Origin of the sequence: Brevibacillus sp. FIR094 (assembly GCF_050477165.1) — a bacterium.
Classification (GTDB): domain Bacteria; phylum Bacillota; class Bacilli; order Brevibacillales; family Brevibacillaceae; genus Brevibacillus.
On the sequence record NZ_JBEAES010000006.1, the window covers coordinates 182,133 to 203,447 of the forward strand.

Here is a 21,315-nt window from a genome sequence, read left to right on the forward strand (position 1 = left end):
TTATTTCCCTCCTTGTGCCTTTGCGGCCAGCATTTCCGTAACAAATGCCTCGAAATTAGCATAGCGGTAATCCGGAAAAGCGTAGAGCCAGTTCTCTTGTCCATACCACTCCAAAACGACAGACTGCACACCCGCTCCTACCGCAGCCAGTACATCATAGCGACTGTCACCGATCATCATGGCTTGCTCGGGACGTTTGTCCAGCGCCACCAGTGCTTTTTGTACAGGCTCAGCCGACGGCTTTCCTCGTGATACATCATCGACGGTGACGATTGCCTCAAACAGATGCTCGATTCCCGCCATCTCCAGACCAGCCAATGTAAACTCCCGTTGCTTGTTCGTGACGATCGCCATCGCAAAGCCCGCCGCCTTCAGCTTCTCCAGCCCTTCGCGAACAAACGGAAACAGTTTGACGTGTTCTTCATGATGCTCCCGTACATAGGCGAAGTATCTCTGCAGCACTTCCTTTTTGTCAGGGACGCCTGCTGCTGTAGCAACTGCCGCCATAAAATCATCAAACGATTCGCCAAAACGCGCGAGCAGCTCTTCCCTGCTAAAATGTCCCGGTGCGTACTGCTCAGCCGTAAAAGCAACGGCATCCACGACCGCATCCCTACTGTCTAGCAAAGTCCCGTCCAAATCAAATAACAACGCTTGAATCAAGGTTCACTCACTCCTTCCACAGCAGGGGACTTCCGACTGAAACAGCTGTCGCTCCATGCTTTAATACTTCCTCCATTTGTTCTCGCTTGCGAATCAGCCCGCCAGAAATAATCGGGGTATCAATAACACTTCGAAATTCTTCGATAAACTCCGGCAGCAAAGCAGGCATCAGCTCAACGGCGTCAGGCTGTGTATCCTGCAAGGAGGTTAGGCCCGATTTAATCGAATCGCTATCCACCAAAAACAAACGCTGAATCGTCAGCAGGCCTTGCTTTTTCGCCAGCTTGACCAGGGTGTTGCGCGTAGTGACGATCCCGTCTGGCTTGACATAATGCGCCAGAAATGCGATTCCTTCCCGGTCATGACTGATTCCGCCGATCCGCTCCAAATGAAGAAATACAGGGATATTCTTCGACTTAAAATAATCCACGTAGCCTTTGATCACACCAATGTTGCCAATCGAGAGTACCGCAGCACTCAAATTTGCCTCTGCCGCTTTTTCCAGGTACTTCGCTTCTTTTACGGAAGCGATTAGCTTGTACTGGGCCAGTCTTTCATGAAATTGTTCCTGGTTCACTCGCTTAAGCCTCCTTATGCCCAAGACAAAAAACCCTGCGACATGACAATGCCAAAGAACTCTCGATGAAAGTGCTTGGAAAGGCTGTCGGGGGTTTCTCCATGGCTCCAACCGAAGGGATTGTTCACTTGTTACTTTGAATGGTACTGTACGAGCGTTAAGGAATCTTGAAGCAAATGTTAATAAACGGAAAAGTTCATGTAAGGATGGAATTGACGGAACGGAAGAGCGGATGTATGATCCATCTATATTCAAATAATCAAATATTCGAAAATACGAAAAGAAGGGTTGCAATCATGAAGTGGGCACCAAGATTCGAAGGCTACGATCTCGTTTCCTTTCGAAAAGACTGTGTATCAGGCTTAATCGTCGGCATTATCGCGATACCGTTGGGCATGGCATTTGCTATCGCCTCCGGAGTAAAGCCTGAGTACGGGATTTACACAACCATTATCGCCGGAATATTGATTTCTCTCTTTGGCGGTTCCCGCTATCAAATCGGGGGACCTACGGGTGCTTTTATCCCGATATTATTTGCAATCGTCATGCAATACGGTTATGCAGATTTGCTCCTCGCTGGATTCATGGCAGGGATTCTCCTTGTTCTCATGGGGGTTCTACGGCTGGGAGGGCTGATCAAATTCATTCCGCGCCCCGTTATCATCGGATTCACTTCGGGGATTGCCGTTATCATCTTCTCCGGTCAAATTGCCAACTTTCTCGGCCTGGAGCAGCTGCAAAGACACGAGGATTTTTTGTCCAACATGGGGGAAATCGTCCTTCATCTGGACACGGTTAATCTATACAGCGTAGCCATCGCTATTTTGAGTTTCGCCCTTATTTTGGTGACTCCCCGATTTTTCCGAAGCATACCGGCCTCTCTCGTCGGACTCGTCGTCTCTAGTGTCGTTTCCGTCCTCTTTTTGGAAGGAAAGGTAGCGACGATTGGTTCTACCTTTGGGGAGATACAGAGTACATTACCCGGCTTTCATTTTCCTGAAATCACATGGGAACGTGTCCAAAAGTTACTGAGTCCTGCCCTGATCATTGCTATACTAGGAGCGATAGAGTCTTTATTGTCCGCTGTCGTCGCCGATGGGATGACACGCAGTCGCCACAACAGCAACCGGGAATTAATCGGCCAAGGAATTGCCAACATCGTGACCCCGTTATTTGGGGGAATTCCGGCTACTGGCGCGATTGCGAGAACAGCCACCAACATTCGAACCGGGGCAACCTCCCCCATGTCTGGTATCATTCATGGTCTGGTTGTTTTGCTCATCCTCGTGCTGTTCGCCCCTTACGCCTCGCATATTCCGTTGGCGAGTATGGCGCCGATCTTGATGCTGGTTGCCTGGAATATGAGTGAGCGCAAGGAATTTACCCACATGCTAAAAGCGAAGACGAGCGATTCTCTTGTGCTGGTGCTCACTTTCCTTTTGACCGTTTTCACCAATTTAACCGTTGCTATTGAAGTGGGTTTGGTGCTGTCTATCTTGTTGTTTGTCAAACGAACGCGCGATAGCCTGCGGGTAGCTCAGGTGCTGCCTGACCCTTCTTCCAAGAACGACAAGGTCATGCCGCATATGGTTACCGAGGGGCACGATTGTCCGCAAATCAGTATCTACACGATTGAGGGTCCGCTGTTTTTCGGGGATGCCGACTTGTTTGAAAGCTCCCTCATGCAAACCCTTCAGCGACAACCAAAGGTGTTACTGCTGCGGATGGGAAAAGTCCCCCTGATGGACATGACCGGGGAAGCGAAGTTGTCCCGGATTGTGAAGCAATGTATGGACCAAGGGACAACAGTCCTTATTTCCGGAATCCAATCTGACCCCAAGAAAATCTTGCAGCGTACGGGGCTATATGGCCTCGTAGGCGAAGCTCACTTTTTTTCTCATACTGGAGACGCGATCGCGTATGCCCTCAGTTCACTGGATACTGAGAAGTGTGTCGGATGCAAGCATTTTGCCTTCCGCGAATGCACGCGCCTGTCCTCTCCTACTGAAACTTCCACATGATGTTACGATCGGAGGAACCTATCATTGAATTTGGAACTACAACAATTTAAAGCGAATTTTTTCAAGGCACTGGGTCATCCCCTGCGGATTCGGATTCTGGAGTTGCTGGCGGAAGGAGATAAGAATGTAAACGAGCTTCAGACACTCATCGGGAGTGAAGGCTCCGCTGTTTCCCAGCAGCTCGCCATTTTGCGGAACAACAATATCGTGTACGGAACGAAGGATGGAAACAAAGTCACCTACTCGCTGCGTGATCCGATGATCATCGAGTTGCTGAGTGTAGCTAGACAAATTTTTAACAATCATCTGATTGATACGATCTCTATGCTGGATCGTTTTAACGAGGAGCAGTCGCTTGAGTCAACATAGTGGAGGAAGAAAAAGCACAGTTCTCTTCGACTCTGACACGCCAGCAGGGGGGATTTACTGGCCGTCTCCATTTCAAAAAGGGGACCGTCGAGCCAAAGCCACCCTACGGGCGGAAGTTTCTCAAAGAAGAAGTGTTCGACAAGCGGGTCCCCTTTTTGAAGTTCCGACTGGGTAGGCGTTGTCAAGGTCTACGAGCTCTGTGCTTTTTCTTCTCACCAGCTTCATTGGTTCAGCGACACCTTTTAAAACTACAAAAACGCCCAGGACCTGTAATTGTCCTGGGCGTACCTATTTTTACTGGGAAACCGCAATGACTGCATCCAATGCGATCAACGCTTCTGCTTCAATGGCTTTTGCCATCACATCGGTGTGCGGGTTATACGAGTCGAGCAAGTCTGCATCTGCATACCCGTCAATCGCCAAAATAGAGCCTGCCTTCATACCGCGAAGCGCCGCAATCACGAACAGGGCGGTGTTTTCCATCTCGACTGCCAAAACGCCAGCTTTTTGGTACAGCTTGTGCGGGAATTCCAACACCCCACTGTAAAAGACATCGAGTGTCAACGTGATTCCTTCGAATACCTTCAAGCCTGATGCATTGGCTCCTGCTGCTTGTTCAAGCGCGTCCACGACATGGCGATTGGCAACAGCCGGGAATCCAGCCGGAACCAACTGACTGGTCAAGCCGTCTTGGCGAACCGCTGCGGAGCTGATGACGAGGCTGCCTGTCTCGATTTCTTTTTGGTATGACCCGGCAGTTCCTACACGAATGATGACCTGAACGCCGCCCTTCGCCAGCTCCTCGAAGCATACGGCTGCTCCCGGTGCACCTACCCCATGGCTCACTACCGCTACCTCGACGCCTTTCCACGTACCTGTATAGCTGTGATATTCGCGGTTTTCCCCGATTTGACGCTGATCGTCGAGTTTCGAAGCAATCAAGGCTGCACGTTTTGGATCACCGCACACGATGACGCGCTTTGGCAGTTGTTCTGGATCTACCTTTAGATTCGTCAACATCTCAATCGAACTCCTTTTTCTCCCACTCATCCTCTGGGATCGGCAATGCTTCACCCGAGAACCGCTCTTCACGAAACGGGTCTGCGATCAAGTGAAAACCATTTTGCTCCCAGAAGCCGGGCTTGTTTTCGGTCATAAATTCAATTCCTCTGATCCACTTCACGCTTTTCCAGAAATACAGATGAGGAACAACCAGGCGAAGCGGCCAGCCGTGCTTGTCTGTCAGTCGCTCTCCATCAAAGGAGTGAGCCAACAGCACATCATCACGCTCCAAATCAGCGAGCGGCACATTGGCGGTATAGTCGTGATCACCGTGCAGCATGACGAAGTTCGCCCGCGGATTCACGCCAATCGCCTGTAGAAAATCACGAAAACGCACGCCTGTAAACGCATTGTCAAAACGGGACCAGCGCGTCACGCAGTGAATGTCGCTCGTCACTGTCACCTGTGGCATCGCCATGATCTCTTCGTAGGAGAGCGTCACTTCCCGGTCTACCTCACCGAAAACACGCAGTGTCCATTCGTTCATGTCATACACCGGCACATCTCCCTCATGCAAAATGGGAAAGCGCTCTGTCAGGATTTGTCCTGGCGGAAGTCGTCTGGCGAGTCCCGGTTCCACTGGGGCGGGTACTTGCATTCTTTTGATCCGATCTGCCTTGTTCATATCGCATTTCCCCTTGTCTTCGCTGTCTATATGGCCTGTGTTTAACGGGTGCTCTGCTGATTGTCGCTGCCGATCTGACTCTTGTTCTTCAAGAAGAACATCGCCACAATCGTCAGCACGTATGGCAGCATGGCAGTGAACTGAGTCGGAAGCGAAAAGCCCTGCAACCGAATACTAAGGGCATCCATCAACCCGAACAATAAGCTCGAAGCCAAAATTCCGAGTGGATGCGACTGCCCCATCATCATCGCTACCAATGCGATAAAGCCCCGGCCAGCCGTCATTCCTTCTGTAAACATCGTGACTTGCCCCAGTGAAAGCTGTGCCCCTGCAACCCCGCACAATGCGCCACTCATCACAATCGCCAGCATTTGAAGTCCCGTCACTTTCAGACCGAGACTGCGTGCCGCAACGGGATTCAGACCAACTGCGAGGACGCGGAAGCCCGTAACCGTCCGATAAAAAAACACATACAACAGAATGGCAGCCAAAAACGCAAAATACACGAGCGGCGAATGACCTGAGACAATGCCTCCGATGACCGGAATATCGTGAATGAAAGGAATCTCGACGGTTGGCAAGCCAACCATATCCTTATCGTAAAACGCCCCTTTGACACCGAAGATCGCCCGCAGTGCAAATGTCGTCAACCCTAGCGCGAGAAAGTTAATCGCCACACCGACGACGATTTCATTCGCCCTTAGCTTGATCGTCATGTACGCGAATAAGAGAGAAAAAACAACGCTAGCCAGCGCAGCAATGAAAACGGCCAAAAAGAGATTCCCGGTAAAATGATTGCCGACAATCGCGGAAAAGGCACCGACCAGTACCAATCCCTCCAAGCCAACATTAAAAATCCCGACACGTGCGCAGAGCGCTCCACCCAAAGCCGCCAACAAGATCGGCGTGACCATCCGAATGGTAGAACTGAGGAGGGACCAATCAAAGAGCTCCATGCGATTCCCCTCCTTTTGCCTTCCGCTTTTTCCACCAGTCGTAGCTGAACTTGGCGGAGATGAACAAAATCAATACGGCTTGTATAACACTTGCCAGCTCCAGCGGCACATCCGTATTGCGCTCTACACCCATGGCCCCTGTCTGAAAAGCAGCAAGCAGGATCGAAGTCACAATGATGCCAAGCGGATGAGAGTTCGCAAGGAGAGCTGCCATCAGCCCCGTCCAGGCGAACCCTGGTACAGTCAGGGCACCGTCAACAAAACGATAGTGCGCCCCCATTACCTCGACGGTTCCTGCCAAGCCAGCTAGTCCACCACTGGCAAACATCCCGGTCAGCATCACCCGAATGCGATTAATTCCTCCGTATTGAGCAAACAGCGAGTTTTGACCCAGCATCTTTACTTCATAGCCAAAAGGCGTAAAACGAAGTACCCAGAACAACAGCAGCGCTGCAACGATCGCAAACAAAAACCCTGCATGTACACTCATTCCGGCAAACAGCTTCGGAAGCCAAGCGCTTTTCTCCAGCATGACGGTCTGTGCCAGAGCCGCAGAACCTGAGCGATCCCGGAATGGCTCTGTCACGAGATAGCTCGCAAACAATACTGCGATGTAGTTGAAAAGCAACGTAGAGATGAGCAACGGAATGCGAAAGCGGGCTTCCATAAAGCCTGGCAACAACGCCCAGAACCCTCCGACTGCCATTCCTGCGAAAATACCCGCCACAATTTTGATCATTCCCGGTGCTGGCAAGTAGATCGCGACTAACGCAGCACTGACAGCACCCAGCACCATTTGCCCTTCCGCCCCAAGGTTGAATACCCCTGCCCGAAATGCGAGGGAAAGTCCCAAGGCAATCAGCATGATAGGCGTGGCTCTCGCTAATGTAGACGTAAAGAAATAAAAACTGCCAAATGCCCCTTTCCACATTTCCTGATAGGTGCCCAAGATCGATTCGCCAACCGCAGCAATGACCAGCGCCCCGGTCAACAAACCGATGACGACAGCCAAGAGTGGCTGAACCAATGACTTAGATAGCTCTTTGATTGCTGCCATGAATGCTTCCCCCCGCCATGATCACGCTGATTTTTTCTTCGGTTGCTTCTAGGCGTGAAAGCTCTCCAGCAATTCGCCCTTTATACATGACCAAAACCCTGTCAGACAAGGCGAGAATTTCGGACAACTCGGAGGAGACGAGCAAGATCCCATCTCCCTGATTGCGCTTTTCGATTAGCGCCTGATGGATGTACTCCATGGCACCGATATCCACCCCTCGCGTAGGCTCAGCCGCAATCAAAAACGGGGTTTCATGTCCCAGCTCCCTTGCTACGATCAGCTTTTGCAAATTTCCACCTGACAGATTCCCTGCCAGCTCCTGCAATTGTCGGGAGCCTGTCTTGATGGCAAACTGCTCAACCCAGCCTTTTACGACCTGGCGGAATTTCTCCCGCAAAACAACGCCGCGGCGGTTGTAAGCAGGCTTTCGCTGATAGCCCATCAACGCATTTTCCTCAACGCTTGAGAGTTTGGCCGCTCCCCACAGGTAGCGATCCTCCGGAATATGCGCCAAGCCGGCATCCCGAATGGTGGCTACTGATTTGTTCGTCACGTCCTTGCCGCCTAACTGCACCGTGCCCTCCTGTGCCGCTCGCAAACCACTGATCGCTTGCAGCAGCTCAGATTGACCATTCCCGGAAACACCTGCAATTCCTACGATTTCCCCGTGATGCACGGTAAAGCTGACTTGATCGAGCAGTGTCTGCTTTTCTCGAACCGTGAGATTCTCCACCTGCAACAAGGGGCCTTTATCCAGAGGAACTCGCTCAGCTAGCTCCTGCAATTCACGTCCGACCATCAGTCTGGCTAAATCGTCCGCATTGGTTTCTGTACGAGAAACTGTTCCGGTCACCTTGCCTCCGCGCAGTACCGTAATACGATCGGCTACCTCCATGACTTCCTGCAACTTATGTGTAATCAAAATGACGCTCTTGCCGCTCTCCGCCAGGTTTCGAATCGTTTGTAGCAGGTCGCGTACCTCCAGCGGGGTAAGGACAGCGGTCGGCTCGTCCAGCACGATAATATCCGCTCCCTGATACAGAACCTTAAGAATTTCGACCCGTTGCTGTTCCCCAATCGAACAATTCGCTACCTTGGCCTGCGGATGAATCGGAATGCGATACTGCTCACTAAGTGCACGCACCTTGTCCTCCGCGTCATTTCTTTTGAAAAAACCCGCTTGCTTCGGCTCGTAGCCGATCACGATATTTTCAGTCACACTGAATTCTCCGAAGAGCATAAAGTGCTGGTGAACCATCCCGATTCCATTTCGAATCGCGTCCTCTGGGCCGCGAAAAACAACTGGCTTGCCGTTTAACACGATCTCTCCCGACGTCGGCTGCTCCATCCCGTACAACATCCGCATCAATGTCGTTTTGCCCGCTCCGTTTTCCCCGACAATCGCGTGGACTTCTCCTGCTGCCAGTGAGAACGACACCTTGTCGTTGGCGGTAAAATCTCCGTACTTCTTGGTCATGGCCCTCATTTCCAAGCGATCGGTCATTCCCACTCCCTCATTTCTGTACGTCCTTTTTTGAAAATGGAAGACCGACTACACAGCCGTAGTCGGTCACATCCATCACTGTGCACAAGCTTTTTTACGTGCGTGTTTAGAATTTATCTGGTACTTTGCGAGTGCCAGCTACAATTTCATCGCTGATCGCTTTCACTTTATCCACCACTTCTTGTCCAATAAAAGCGTTCAGAGGCGTTTTGCTTTCGTGCGTGACATAGGTTACGCCAACACCTTTTTCTTTCAAGCCGTACGCAACAACACCTGGTTTGAACGTTCCTTCTACAAAGCTCTTCACGGTTTCATAAGCTGCCGCGTCGGTCCCTTTCAATTGGGACAGAACGATATGCTCTGGATCAATCGTTGTACGGTCAACGTCCTGACCTGCTGTGAAGAAGCCTTTTTCCTTCGCTGCTTCGAAAACGCCGAGGTCGCCTACTGCTGCTGCACCGTTAATGAAGTCAGCGCCTTTGGAAGCCTGGAGCAAAGCCAATTCCTTCGCTTTTGCCGGGTCAGTGAAGCTTCCTACATAGTTGACCATCAGTTCTGCTTTTGGATTCGTCGCTTTCAAGCCCTCTTCGAAGCCAACTGTCCATTTTTTCAACTGCGGAATATCAAGAGCGACAACCATACCTACTTTGTTCGTTTTCGTTGCCAGACCTGCTGCTGCTCCCACCAGGTAAGCCGCTTCCTGCTCGTGGAAGGTAACACTGCGTACGTTTGGCAAATCCACTACGGTATCAATAATCGCAAAATTACGGTCAGGATTTTCGGTTGCTACTTTTTTCAATGCATCCTCTGATGTAAAGGAAGAAGTGATGATCAAATCATAATTTTCTGCAACAGCCACGCGCAGATTCTCTTCAATCGCTCCATGGTCCGTAGATTCAATCGTTTTCACTTCTGCTCCAAGCTCTTGTGCGGCTTTCTTTGCACCCTCATCCATTTGTTGGAAGAACGGATTCACACCGATTTTCTCAGGCAAAATCAAGGCAATTCGCTTTTTGTCCCCGCCCTCTTGTCCTGCTGCTTGTCCTCCTGGCTGATCTGCAGGTGCGCTTGTGCCAGTCGAGCACCCTGTTGCCAATACTGCGAATGTCGTTAATGCCAGCAATAACTTCTTCATGATGTATCTCTCCCTATCCGAACTTTACGTTTTTCTTTATCCTATTAGGTAATGTACGGCTTTTTACCCATTTTTTCAATACTATTTACGAATATTATTATATAAAATTAATTTATCGTTCGTTTATTACCTCCTTCTATTTACAAATACAACAAAAAAACTCTTCCCGGAGGAAGAGTTTGCGTACGTAGCCGTTCTCTTCCTCATCTGTCAAAACCATCGTACATCGTACAGGTTTTGCAGGAATTGGCACCTTTCTGTTCATGCATAGACATGATCAGTGGTTGCCGGGCATCATCGGGCCAGTCCCTCCGCCGCTCTTGATAAGGTAGGTGAATATATTTAGTTACAATGGAATTCATTCTAGCAGAACGGTTCAAAAATGCAATTCTTTTTTCTCAATTCCAAACACTTCTAAAAGTGAATAAAAGTTTAAAAAGTCGTCTTTTCAGCACCGAGAAATTGGCGAGAACCTGAAGAAGGAGGAGCGGAGTGTAGGGGACCTACATGAGCACCGGACTTCGAAGGTGAACGTCGATTTCGATGCCGAATAAGCTTTCAGAACTACGTCGTGATCAAAAGACGACTTTTTAAACAACCTCTAATTGACGTGAAAGGTTTGCTGGAGACGATGAGACAACGTATTCAGCTCGCCCAGCTCTTCCGTAATCTCTCGCACTTTTTGATGCTGGTTTTCTGCTGTCGCAAACAGCTCTTCTAAGTTGGCTACCGATTCCTCGGTTACAGCTGTAATGGTCGACATCTCGATAGCAACTTCTCCGGAACGCACTTTTACCCGGTCCATGCTGGAGCTTACTTGATCAGCTGCTTGCAGGAAGGCCATCATCCCGGCACGTACTGCTTCGATAGAGGCCACTGTTTTCACGGCCAGCTCTTGGCCTTTTGCAACAGACGTTTCCCCATTGCTCATATGCTGCACCGCATTCTCACTTTCCTGGTGGAGAGATTTCAGAATGTCGGTAATTTCTTGCGTAGCTGTCGCGCTTTGTTCTGCCAGCTTGCGTACCTCATCCGCTACAACAGCAAATCCCCGTCCATGCTCGCCTGCACGCGCCGATTCAATCGCCGCATTCAGTGCCAAGAGATTCGTTTGTGTCGCGATCTGATTAATAGCGCCGACAATTTCCTCTACGCGATTCGCCTGCCGATTGAGCTGGTGAATCGTAGAGGCGGCTACATTGACTGCCTGCACAATTTGCTCCATCTGCGAGGACAGCTCATTCATCATCTGAACGCTTTCTGTCAGACGACGGTTGTTTTGTTGCGATTCCGTTTTCATTGCGTTGGTCTGTGTTGTGACTGCCTCGATTTCCTGGTCGATGGATTGAACCTCTTCTTCGATCTTCACCGTAGAATTCGCCTGCGACTCCATACCTGTGGCGACTTCCTTAAAGGCAACCATCATTTCATCTGTATTGCGCTTCGTACCTTCCGCATGCTCATGCACATGATCGCTTGTAAGATCCAGCTGCTCCGTCATTTGCTGGATGTTCAAAAGCATTTCTCCCAGACGGCGCTCCTTCTCTTCCGCTTCCTGCCTTGCATCATGAGCTTTTCGCAAGGAGGCTTGTCCGGCGAGACACAGATACGTAACGGCTCCCATCATCATGAGAATCGTGACAATACGCATAAGCAAATTGAGCTCTGAAAAATCACCATCGAAAATCTCGTAGGTTCCCGTATAAAACCCGACAATCGTAACGATGATTTGGGCAATTCCCGCTGTTACGACCAGCTTCCAATCCAAATAGGCCGCCAAAAAGCCCATGACGATAAAGGCGAGGAAGGTAACCTCCTGGTAATCGGTAAAGTGATCAAAGGAAATAGCATAAAACATAAGTCCGATTGCTACCAGATAACGAATCACAAGACTATCTTTGCGAATGAAATAATACGGTGAAACAATTAAAGTGACCAGCAATCCCAAGGACGTCACTTTCCAGAAGTTCACATCCACTTGGTAGGCAATGAGTCCCGCCATCCACAAATGATTCCATAGGATGAAAATCATAAAGCCTTCTTTGTCAGTCAAGGTATTGCGAATCAATTGAATCATAATTGCCCCCCTTTTCCTTAATTACTTATGTATCGGATTCTTTCCCCATTATATAGCCAAACCTTTGCCAAATTTGTGAAAAAAGTGAGAACAGCCAAAAACAATTTCGAATAGGCTATTACACAACTCACACGTACAGGAGGCAAACGTAGAAAAGTGGAACTCAATCAATTGCCAGCTACCGTGCTGACACGGACGATTAGCCGTCCGAACACCACGATTTACTACCCGCAATTGGCAGGTCTAGCCAATCAACAAGCGGAAAAAGATATCAACCGGGCGATTTATCAAACGGTTCAAGGCTTAATTCACGAGCAGCACCGCGTCCAGGTACCGGGAAATACAGAAATGCAAGGAAGCTACGAAATCAAGACAAACGAACGCGGTATTTTCAGCGTCGTGTTGAGCAACTACGCCTACACACCACAAATGGCTCACGGCATGACCTTCCTCGGGTCGATAACCGCAGATATCCAAACAGGCAAATTGTATACGCTGCGAGAATTATTCAAGCCAGAAAGCGATTACGTCAAGGTGATTTCCGAAAACATCAAGCGTCAAATCAAAGAAAGAAGCATCCCCACACTTAATGGCTTTACTTCGATTAAGCCCGATCAGGATTATTACCTCGCCGACAAAGCAATAGTCATCTATTTTCAGCTGTATGAAATTACGCCTTACTACGTCGGTTTCCCCATGTTCCCCATTTCCGTCTATGAACTGGAGCCGCTCATCAATGAAAAAGGACCACTGAGTATCTTGTCCGCAGATTAATGTATCAACGTATTTTTCAGCCAGGTGAGTGTCTTCTTCCATGACACTCGCCTGATTTTATTTGTGTCAGAAAATCCATTATTTCGCCATCGAATAAACGTTTACTTATATGTCCAGAACTGCTAGTATGTTATTGTACATATTTACTTAAGCAATAAGTGTACGATATATCGGACCAGCTTTCCTGGAGGTATATATTTATGCAATATTATGGTCATCGAATTAGCCAAACAGCAAGAATATTCAGTAAATCGTTAAATGGGACTATGTCTCCCATGGGATTATACAGTTCGCAATGGGGTATTATCCTTTGCTTGCATTATCGTGAATCACTCACCCAGGTTCAATTGAGTAACTACCTGAATGTTGAAGCGCCAACGATTACCCGGACACTTACCCGCTTGGAAGAGATGGGCTGGATTATTCGCTCAGAGGGTGATGACAAGCGTGAGCGCTATGTGTCCTTGTCTCCGCAAGCAGTCAAACGGTTCCCGGAATGGCTGGAGGCTGCCAAAGAGCAAGAGGAACTGGCACTCCGCGGCCTTGATGAAGCAGAACTCGCTATCTTTAACCGCGTATTGAAGAAAATGAATGATAATTTGCAGACATCGTAGCAAGTAAAAAATGACTTCGCCCAAAAGTACTTTGGTGAAGTCATTTTTTGTTGTAGGCTTGTGTTATTGCATGCGCTTCACGATATTGCGAGCCATCCAGACTCCAGCAGCTCCGGCCTGTGCCAGACCACGTGTAATTCCGGCACCATCCCCGCCACAGAACAATCCCTTGATTTCTGTTTCGAATTCCTCAGTCAATTTCGGACGTGCCGAGTAGAATTTTGCTTCCACTCCGTAGAACAACGTGTGCTCGGAAGCAATTCCCGGCGTTACTTTGTCCAGTGCTTCCACCATCTCGATCAAACTTTTCATCGTGTTGTAAGGCAACACGAGTCCCAAGTCACCTGGTACCGCTTCCTTCAGAGTAGGCTCCAGGAAGCCTTCCTTAATACGCGACTCTGTAGAACGGCGACCGCGCAAAATATCGCCGTACTTTTGCACGATGACTCCACCGTTTGACAGATCATTCGCTCTCTTGCAAATTTCTCTCGCGTACTCATTCGGCTTGTCAAACGGCTCTGTAAACGTATGAGATACCAAGAGCGCAAAGTTCGTATTCATCGAGCCCAGCGCTGGTCTTTATAAGAGTGCCCGTTTGCAGCCATAACGCCACTGTGGTTTTCCACGACTACGTGACCGGATGGATTGCTACAAAACGTTCGTACACGGGTTCCTACAGATGTATTGAAAATGAATTTTCCTTCGTACAAGTGCTCATTGATTTCGCGCATGACGACATCGGATGTCTCCACACGTACGCCTACGTCGACTTGATTGTTGTACATTTTCAGGCGGCGCTTCTTCAGGATATCTGTCAACCATGCGGAGCCATCGCGGCCTGGTCCGATTACCACGTAATCAGCTTCATACTCTTGACCGTTTTTCAAGACGACACCTTTTATCTGATGCCCCTCTGCTTCTTTCACCGTAAGGATGTCCTCCACTTCTGTCTTGAACATCATGTCGATGTGCTTCTTCAAATGCTCGAAGATCGACTGGAGAATCTCCAGGTTTTGCTCCGTTCCCAAGTGACGCACCTGCGCTCGCAACAGCTTGAGTCCAGCTGCATAGCCGCGCTGCTCGATGCTCTTGATCGTCTCTGTGGTCGGGTCCGTAATCGATTGGGTAGCCCCATGCTCCAAATTGATTTCATCTACGTATTTGATCAGCCCAAGTACAGTGGAAGGGCTGAGATAGTCTGTCATCCAACCGCCAAATTCGGTGGTGATGTTAAATTTGCCATCGCTATAGGCGCCTGCTCCACCAAAACCACTGGTAATCGAACAGGCCGGCAAACAGCCTGCGAATTCTTTTTTTCCTGCTGGCGGCGGGCAGAGCTTGATCTTTTCCTCCAAGATCGGACAGCGTCTGCTATAGATGTCATGCCCTTTATCAATCAACAGCACCTTGGCATTCGGTGCTTTTCGCATTACCTCGTAGCATGTAAAAATCCCTGCTGGTCCTGCCCCTACAACGATCACGTCATACTTATTCATTTCGTTCCCTCCCCAAAAAATGCAAAAAATTCCCGGCCGACGAATAGGGTATACCAAACCTGCCCTATTCGTAGCCGGGAATTTACGGTTCCCTGTAGAGACCCTCAAACCATATTTCTGAGGATATACGAATACAATTCACTATTTCATTCGTCAAACCTGTGTTGTTCTTCACAACAATATGTATAGTAGCTTATAAGGTGAATCAAGTCAACCGAGAACAACCTATTTATTCGTCTTTTAAAGTTATTTTTATTGTAAACGTGCCTTTACAATCCACGATCACGACAAAACACGAACATTCAAAAACGAATATTCGCTTTTTCTGTACATGACGCTCATCTGATCGGGAAGGAATCCGTCACAAACAAATAGAATAGAGAGAATTTTATGAAATATTCTTTATAAAGGATGAGGCCTGTACATGCGGGATTATCGCTATTATCAGTCTGCCTTTGCCGGTGTTCCCAAGCCGTTTGCTTTCGTCGACCTAGATCTGCTGGAGGAAAATGCGGAGCAAATCAGTTTGCAAAGCAATGGAAAACCCGTTCGAATCGCGAGCAAGTCGATCCGAAGCGTTGCCATTCTCAAACATGTATTGCAGTTGGACGATTGCTTTCGTGGTCTCATGTGCTATTCCGCTCCTGAGGTGCTTCACCTGTGCGAGGCAGGCTTCGATGACCTGCTACTTGGCTATCCGCTCTGGGAAAAAAGCTGGCTTTTGGCCATCGCCGCTGAGATTAAGAACGGACGCTCCATTACTTTGATGATCGACTCTCTCCCACATGTCGAACAGCTCGAACAAATCGCTCGGGAAACAGGAACTAGACTGCCGGTCTGTCTCGATATCGACATGTCGTCTGATGTGTTGGGACTGCATTTCGGCGTCTGGCGCTCCCCTCTTCGCTCTCTCGAGGCGTCCCTCTCCCTTGCCAAGCGCGCTGCTTCCTCCGATCATCTCTATCTCGATGGTATCATGGGGTACGAAGCTCAAATTGCTGGCGTAGGGGATCGATACCCTCGTCAATTCCTAAAAAACAGCATCATTCGCCTCCTCAAGCAATATTCCGTGAAGGAGGTGGCTGCTCGACGTGCCACACTGGTGCATGCCATTCGCGAGCTAGGCATTTCTCTCCGCTTCGTAAACGGTGGAGGAACGGGCAGCTTGCACTTGACCGGGAAAGAAGACGCCGTTACTGAGGTGACAGCAGGATCTGGATTTTTTTCGCCTGGGCTCTTTGACTACTTTCAAGATTTTCGGTTTCATCCTGCTGCCGGATTTGCTCTGGAGATTATCCGCAAGCCCACAGCGCATATCTACACTTGTGCCGGCGGAGGCTACATCGCCTCTGGTTCTGCTGGGCGTGACAGGCTCCCCAAGCCTTACTTACCAGCGGGAGCAAAGCTGTTCCCCAACGAAGGAGCAGGTGAAGTACAGACACCGATCCACTATCAAGGCATGGAAACGCTGGAGCTGGGAGACCCGATCTTTTTTCGCCATGCCAAAGCAGGAGAGCTCTGCGAACGTTTTACCCGGCTGTATTGCATCTCTGGCGGGAAAATCATCGAGGAAGTGACCACCTATCGGGGGGATGGATTATGCTCACTGTAAAGAAGCACGCGAATCACTGGGCCAATTGGACAGGAAATGTACAAAGCCAGCCAAAGCAAATCGCGATGCCAGCGTCCGTGGATGAGGTCGTGCAGCTTGTCCTTGCTTGCAAAAAGGCAGGTACACGGATTCGAGTCGTCGGCTCTGGTCATTCCTTCACGCGGCTCGTCCAGACAGAAGATTGCTTGCTATCCCTGGATCAGCTCCAAGGAATCGTCCGTGTAGACCCTGCCTCTGATACCGTTGAAGTCTGGGCAGGTACCAAGCTAAAGACACTCGGACACCTCCTGCATCAAGCGGGCTACTCCCAAGAAAACCTCGGGGACATTAACGCCCAGTCCATTGCAGGGGCCATCAGCACCGGGACACATGGCACAGGCATTCATTTTGGCAGCATCTCCACACAAGTCGTCGGGCTGACAGTCGTGACCGCATCCGGGGAGGTTTTAGAAGTATCCGAGCAGGCCCGGCCGGAGCTGTTCAAAGCCATGCAAGTCTCTCTTGGTCTCTTGGGCATCATCGTACGCGTCAAGCTACGTGTCCTCCCAGCCTATCGCCTGCGCTACCAGAGCCGTCGCATGCAGCTAGAGGAGTGCCTGTCCTCTCTGGAGACGTTTAAAACCGAGCATCGGCATTTCGAATTTTTTATCTTCCCGTATTCGGATACCGTTCAGGTGAAATTTATGAACGAGACCAACGATCCCCCCAGCGGCAATCAACGATGGAGCTATTTGAAAAAAATGGTGGTGGAAAATGGGCTGTTCTGGCTCTTGTCCGAGAGCTGCCGCTTGCGCCCTTCTCTAACCAAAAGCGTCAGCAGACTGTCCGCCCAAAGCGTTCCCTCTGTCCATGAGAGCGGCTACAGTCATCAGCTTTTTGCCACCCCTCGCCTGGTTCGTTTTTACGAAATGGAATACTGCCTACCCGCTGAACATATGGGCGAAGCCATACTGGAGCTACGTCAGGCGATTGAGCAGGAACGCTTTGCCGTTCATTTTCCGCTGGAATGCCGGTACGTCAAAAAGGACGACATCTGGCTCAGTCCCGCTTACGAAAGGGATAGTGCCTTCATTGCCGTCCACATGTACAAGGGCATGCCGTACGAAGCATACTTTGCCCGGATGGAGAAGATTTTCGCCCGATATGGAGGACGTCCACACTGGGGAAAAATGCACAGCATGACCGCCAAGCAACTCCATCAGGTCTATCCGCGCTTGCCCGATTTCCTCGCCATTCGCTCTGAGCTCGACCCTGACGGCTTGTTCGTGAACCCGTATTTAGCCGAGCTGTTCGACATCTCCTGAAGACAAACCTTACGCCACAAAAATGCCCCGACCATATCATCATGGCAGGGGCATTTTTCTATGGAGCAGAACGGCTTAGCCTTGCGTTGGGAGATTTGGTTTATGCGCCTTTTTGCGTCCATAGTGCACATAATAGAAGGTATAGAACAGCACGAGTGCACCAATTCCATAGAAGAGTCCAATTCGCTGTGTCGGGTCAAACGCCGGGAAGATCAGAATGAATGTGCAAAGAGCGAGACACAGGAGCGGCATCACCGGGTAAAACGGTGCGACGAACTGTAAATCTTCTATTTTTCCACCTTCACGCAAGTATTGACGGCGGAAATTGAATTGAGAGAGAGCAATCCCCATCCACGTGAAGGTAACCGCAATACCGGATACAGACATGAGCAGCACGTATACCGTATCCGCTGCAACCACGCTGGTTAATAGAGACAGAAGCGAGAACGCCAGCGTCGCCAAGAGTGCGTTCAATGGTACTTTACGCTTGGTCAACTTCCCAAAAACAGGATGTGCCATATTGCTATGGGAAAGTGACCACAACAAGCGAGTGGCTGCGTACAAGCAAGAGTTGCCGACAGACAACAGAGCCGTCAAGATAACGAAGTTCATGATATCTGCTGCAAATGGAATCCCCACTGCATCAAATACCGTCACAAACGGGCTCTCCAAGAGTCCCAGCTCACTCGATGGAAAGAGTGCGGACAAGATCGTGACTGACGCCACATAGAACACGAGAATGCGAAACACAACGTTGCGAACCGCCCGCGGAATGGTCTTCTGCGGGTCTTCTGCTTCCCCGGCTGCAATTCCGATCAGTTCTGAGCCTTGATAAGAGAACACGACGTTCATCATCGTCACAAAGACGATCGAAATGCCAAACGGGAATAGTCCCCCATCTGCCGAGAAGTTGGAGAGAAACGGAGCGGGTCTTCCTTCCATACTGACAATACCGAATATAGCACCTAGTCCGACAATAATAAACATAAGTACAGCGAATACTTTAATTCCGGCAAACCAGTATTCGGTTTCCGCAAATCCTTTTGTCGTTAGCGCATTGAAGGCAAAGAGCAAAACGATAAAGAGCGCGCACCAAATCCAGATCGGCGTATCCGGGAACCACCTTTGCATGACCATCCCCGCGGCAGTGAACTCTACCCCGGCCGTTGTAGCTGATCCTAGCCAATACATCCATCCCAGTGTAAACCCACTCGCTGGACCAATATACTTGCTGGCATAGGCTTGGAAAGAGCCTGTTACTGGCATTTTTACAGAAAGCTCACCTAGGCACGTCATGACCAGATACAGCAGAACCCCGCCGACAATATAGGCGAGAAGCGCCCCACCAGGTCCAGCCTGATTGATCGTGAAGCCAGCATTGAGGAAGAGTCCTGTCCCGATCACGCCACCTAACGACAGCATAAACAAATGGCGACTTTTCATGGAGCGTTGTAGCTGTGTGTCTCTTTCATTCCCAGTGTTCATATGATTCCTCTCTTTCACCAGCTTATTAAGAGGTCTATCAGGGGTCTATAAAAGAAGAGAGAACTGCCTGCGCTAGAAACGCAGGGACAGGCAGCTCAATCCTCCGTCTTGTTTACGGAATTCAGACATATCCAGCTCAATCACGTTGTAGCCAGCGTCAGTGATTTGCTTTTTCGTGCTCTCAAAGCCTTTTGGAATGATGACGTAGTCGTTAATATGGATGCAGTTCGCAGAGTACTCGACTTCTTTTTCCACGATCAGATGCTTGTATTGGCTAAACACTTCAGAATCGATGAACTCCCCAGCCAGAACCAGCAAGTCATTGCCGAGGTAGGCAATACCTGTTTTCAGGTGGAAAAACTCTTTCAACGGGACAATAGTAACTTCATATCCGTATTTGATGAGAATCTCGCGGAACTGGATCGCTCCTTCTTCATTGGTGCGTGTCGACAGACCGACATAAAAATGGTTGTCTACCTGCATCACGTCTCCACCATCGAGGAAGCCAGGGGCCTGAATATATTCAATCGTGTCATAAAAACGAGGAATCACCAGTTTCATATCCTCAATTTCACCATTGCGGCTTTCTGCACCGGGATTAGTGATGACGGCGCATTTTTCTGTGAGGACTGCTGAATCTTCCACAAACGTAGAATCTGGGAAACGCTCGTCCGCTTCCAGAACGGTTACATCCAGACCTGTCTGTTTCAGCGCTTCTACATAAGCGGCATGCTGTTTAAGAGCAAGTTCAAAATCAGGTGTACCTAAATCAGAAGTCGTCAAACCATTTACATAGCTATTTCCCGGTTTTCTTACAATCGCACGTGAAAATTTCATGATGATAGATCTCCCTTCTGTTTTCGAATCTTGCTTTTGTCTAACAGTGGGCGACGGAGAAACGAGCATGTAAACGCTTCCGTACCTGCTGCTTTTGCTTGTTCATCGCCACCATGTTGCAGTCATTCTCCTCTGAGCAATCACTCAGAAATATTCCGCATTGTGGAATTGCTTCTGCAATACAAAATTACACTCTTAATGTAAAATAGTTTCAAATTTTTTGTCAACGAATTTTTATCTAGTCTAAATTATATTGATTCGGCTGAAAAATTCTGATAGATTGAGGTCATATTAAGCTGGCGTGACATTCAACGAGCAGTCACTATGCAACAAAGCCAGGAGGTAACGCACGTTGGTACAATCGATTGACCGGGCGATGAGCATCATCTCCGTCCTAGTATCAGATCCAAACAAACAGCATTGGTCCATCTCGGAAATTGCTGAACAAACAAACCTGCCACTGAGTACCGTACACCGTTTAATAAGTAGCCTCATCAAGCATGGACTCATCCTCCAGGTTCCTGAGAGCAAGCAGTACAAGGTCGGCTATACGTGGATGGAAATCGGGCTGCGCATCCTGGACAAGATGGATATGCGCGCTGTCGCCCGAACTGTCATGGAGCGATTGGCAGCAGATGTACGAGAAACCGTCTATCTGAACATTCCACAGGGCTCTCATGCCATCGTACTCGAACGAGTGGAAGGTCCCATGTCTGTCAGAAGCATGGATAATCTGGGCGAGCGTATTCCGCTCCATATCGGTGCGGCAAACAAAACGATTCTCGCCAGCATGAATCCGACTGAAGCAGAGCAAATCGTGACCGGTTTAATCCCGGATACAGAAAAACGTCGAGAGCTGTTAGAACGACTGCCAGAAATCAGACAAAACGGCTATGCAGTCAGCTACGGTGAGAAAACCGAGGGTACCGCATCCATTGCCGCTCCTATCTTCGGTGTCAACCAAAAGGTCGTGGGTGCTTTGAGTATCGGCGTTCCGAGCTATCGGATCAACGAGCAACTCTTGTCCTCACTCATTGAACAAACCCAACAAAGTGCCAAAGAAATTTCCCACAAGATCGGTGCCTTACCTTAATTTTTTTGCCCACTAATCGGAAACAGTTTTCACTATACGGAAAACGGAGGCGTT

At 49.3% G+C, this 21,315-nt stretch carries 18 protein-coding genes, 1 pseudogene and 2 riboswitches; of the genes and pseudogenes, 7 read left to right on the forward strand and 12 right to left on the reverse strand.

From position 1 onward, the window contains the following. Together ACQ5DJ_RS06950 and ACQ5DJ_RS06955 are read right to left on the reverse strand one after the other, a co-directional pair. A complete protein-coding gene (locus ACQ5DJ_RS06950) occupies positions 1 to 663 on the reverse strand; it encodes an HAD family hydrolase (protein WP_429841796.1) in 663 nt (220 codons plus the stop codon). Between the two features lie 7 nt (positions 664 to 670). Then, positions 671 to 1,240: a glycerol-3-phosphate responsive antiterminator gene (locus ACQ5DJ_RS06955; protein WP_429841797.1), complete on the reverse strand. Its 570-nt coding sequence runs from the start codon at positions 1,238 to 1,240 to the stop codon at positions 671 to 673. Between the two features lie 296 nt (positions 1,241 to 1,536). Here ACQ5DJ_RS06955 and ACQ5DJ_RS06960 point away from each other — a divergent pair, with 296 nt between their 5' ends. Together ACQ5DJ_RS06960 and ACQ5DJ_RS06965 are read left to right on the forward strand one after the other, a co-directional pair. Further along, entirely contained in the window at positions 1,537 to 3,261 is a 1,725-nt protein-coding gene (locus ACQ5DJ_RS06960; RefSeq protein ID WP_429841798.1) for a SulP family inorganic anion transporter, read from the forward strand. Positions 3,262 to 3,285: 24 nt separating this feature from the next. Beyond that, positions 3,286 to 3,630, forward strand: a complete 345-nt coding sequence (locus ACQ5DJ_RS06965) for an ArsR/SmtB family transcription factor (protein WP_429841799.1) — start codon at positions 3,286 to 3,288, stop codon at positions 3,628 to 3,630. 294 nt (positions 3,631 to 3,924) lie between these two features. Here ACQ5DJ_RS06965 and ACQ5DJ_RS06970 read toward each other — a convergent pair whose 3' ends face one another. The 7 genes from ACQ5DJ_RS06970 to ACQ5DJ_RS07000 all read right to left on the reverse strand — a co-directional run bounded on the left by ACQ5DJ_RS06970 (position 3,925) and on the right by ACQ5DJ_RS07000 (position 12,046). Then, positions 3,925 to 4,650, reverse strand: coding sequence for a nucleoside phosphorylase (locus ACQ5DJ_RS06970; RefSeq protein WP_429841800.1), 726 nt, complete (start codon positions 4,648 to 4,650; stop codon positions 3,925 to 3,927). Position 4,651: 1 nt separating this feature from the next. Then, a complete protein-coding gene (locus ACQ5DJ_RS06975) occupies positions 4,652 to 5,317 on the reverse strand; it encodes a sulfite oxidase-like oxidoreductase (RefSeq protein WP_429841801.1) in 666 nt (221 codons plus the stop codon). Between the two features lie 41 nt (positions 5,318 to 5,358). Next, positions 5,359 to 6,273, reverse strand: a complete 915-nt coding sequence (locus ACQ5DJ_RS06980) for an ABC transporter permease (RefSeq protein WP_429841802.1) — start codon at positions 6,271 to 6,273, stop codon at positions 5,359 to 5,361. Next, positions 6,260 to 7,330 (reverse strand): ABC transporter permease, encoded by a 1,071-nt coding sequence (locus ACQ5DJ_RS06985; protein ID WP_144618666.1) that lies wholly within the window; start codon positions 7,328 to 7,330, stop codon positions 6,260 to 6,262. Before ACQ5DJ_RS06985 ends, ACQ5DJ_RS06980 begins: the two co-directional genes overlap by 14 nt. Then, complete coding sequence (locus ACQ5DJ_RS06990) at positions 7,305 to 8,834, reverse strand: ABC transporter ATP-binding protein (RefSeq protein ID WP_429841803.1); 1,530 nt, start codon at positions 8,832 to 8,834, stop codon at positions 7,305 to 7,307. Before ACQ5DJ_RS06990 ends, ACQ5DJ_RS06985 begins: the two co-directional genes overlap by 26 nt. A 106-nt stretch (positions 8,835 to 8,940) precedes the next feature. Continuing rightward, the gene (locus ACQ5DJ_RS06995) at positions 8,941 to 9,969 is read right to left on the reverse strand and encodes a BMP family lipoprotein (protein WP_429841804.1); all 1,029 of its coding nucleotides are present in this window, start codon (positions 9,967 to 9,969) and stop codon (positions 8,941 to 8,943) included. A gap of 200 nt (positions 9,970 to 10,169) precedes the next feature. Next, positions 10,170 to 10,299, reverse strand: a riboswitch (SAM riboswitch). Between the two features lie 271 nt (positions 10,300 to 10,570). Continuing rightward, the gene (locus tag ACQ5DJ_RS07000; protein ID WP_429841805.1) at positions 10,571 to 12,046 is read right to left on the reverse strand and encodes a methyl-accepting chemotaxis protein; all 1,476 of its coding nucleotides are present in this window, start codon (positions 12,044 to 12,046) and stop codon (positions 10,571 to 10,573) included. 156 nt (positions 12,047 to 12,202) lie between these two features. Here ACQ5DJ_RS07000 and ACQ5DJ_RS07005 point away from each other — a divergent pair, with 156 nt between their 5' ends. Together ACQ5DJ_RS07005 and ACQ5DJ_RS07010 are read left to right on the forward strand one after the other, a co-directional pair. Then, the gene (locus ACQ5DJ_RS07005) at positions 12,203 to 12,820 is read left to right on the forward strand and encodes a DUF3298 domain-containing protein (RefSeq protein ID WP_429841806.1); all 618 of its coding nucleotides are present in this window, start codon (positions 12,203 to 12,205) and stop codon (positions 12,818 to 12,820) included. Positions 12,821 to 13,020: 200 nt separating this feature from the next. Continuing rightward, the gene (locus ACQ5DJ_RS07010; protein WP_429841807.1) at positions 13,021 to 13,434 is read left to right on the forward strand and encodes a MarR family winged helix-turn-helix transcriptional regulator; all 414 of its coding nucleotides are present in this window, start codon (positions 13,021 to 13,023) and stop codon (positions 13,432 to 13,434) included. Positions 13,435 to 13,497: 63 nt separating this feature from the next. On the opposite strand, the pseudogene ACQ5DJ_RS07015 reads toward ACQ5DJ_RS07010, so the two are convergent. Next, positions 13,498 to 14,930: pseudogene (locus ACQ5DJ_RS07015) on the reverse strand (NAD(P)/FAD-dependent oxidoreductase). A gap of 51 nt (positions 14,931 to 14,981) precedes the next feature. Further along, positions 14,982 to 15,081: riboswitch (purine riboswitch) on the reverse strand. 273 nt (positions 15,082 to 15,354) lie between these two features. Here ACQ5DJ_RS07015 and ACQ5DJ_RS07020 point away from each other — a divergent pair. Continuing rightward, entirely contained in the window at positions 15,355 to 16,542 is a 1,188-nt protein-coding gene (locus ACQ5DJ_RS07020; RefSeq protein WP_429841808.1) for an amino acid deaminase/aldolase, read from the forward strand. Next, a complete protein-coding gene (locus tag ACQ5DJ_RS07025; protein WP_429841809.1) occupies positions 16,530 to 17,846 on the forward strand; it encodes a D-arabinono-1,4-lactone oxidase in 1,317 nt (438 codons plus the stop codon). Before ACQ5DJ_RS07020 ends, ACQ5DJ_RS07025 begins: the two co-directional genes overlap by 13 nt. Before the next feature lie 75 nt (positions 17,847 to 17,921). Here the strand turns inward: ACQ5DJ_RS07025 and ACQ5DJ_RS07030 are convergent, their stop codons facing one another. Together ACQ5DJ_RS07030 and ACQ5DJ_RS07035 are read right to left on the reverse strand one after the other, a co-directional pair. After that, positions 17,922 to 19,331 carry an amino acid permease gene (locus ACQ5DJ_RS07030; RefSeq protein WP_429841810.1) on the reverse strand — a complete coding sequence of 470 codons (1,410 nt, stop codon included), beginning with the start codon at positions 19,329 to 19,331 and terminating at the stop codon, positions 17,922 to 17,924. Positions 19,332 to 19,403: 72 nt separating this feature from the next. Then, complete coding sequence (locus tag ACQ5DJ_RS07035) at positions 19,404 to 20,168, reverse strand: dimethylarginine dimethylaminohydrolase family protein (protein WP_429841811.1); 765 nt, start codon at positions 20,166 to 20,168, stop codon at positions 19,404 to 19,406. 352 nt (positions 20,169 to 20,520) lie between these two features. On the opposite strand from ACQ5DJ_RS07035, the gene ACQ5DJ_RS07040 reads away from it, so the two are divergent. Beyond that, positions 20,521 to 21,261, forward strand: coding sequence for an IclR family transcriptional regulator (locus ACQ5DJ_RS07040; protein ID WP_429841812.1), 741 nt, complete (start codon positions 20,521 to 20,523; stop codon positions 21,259 to 21,261). Positions 21,262 to 21,315 lie beyond the last annotated feature (54 nt).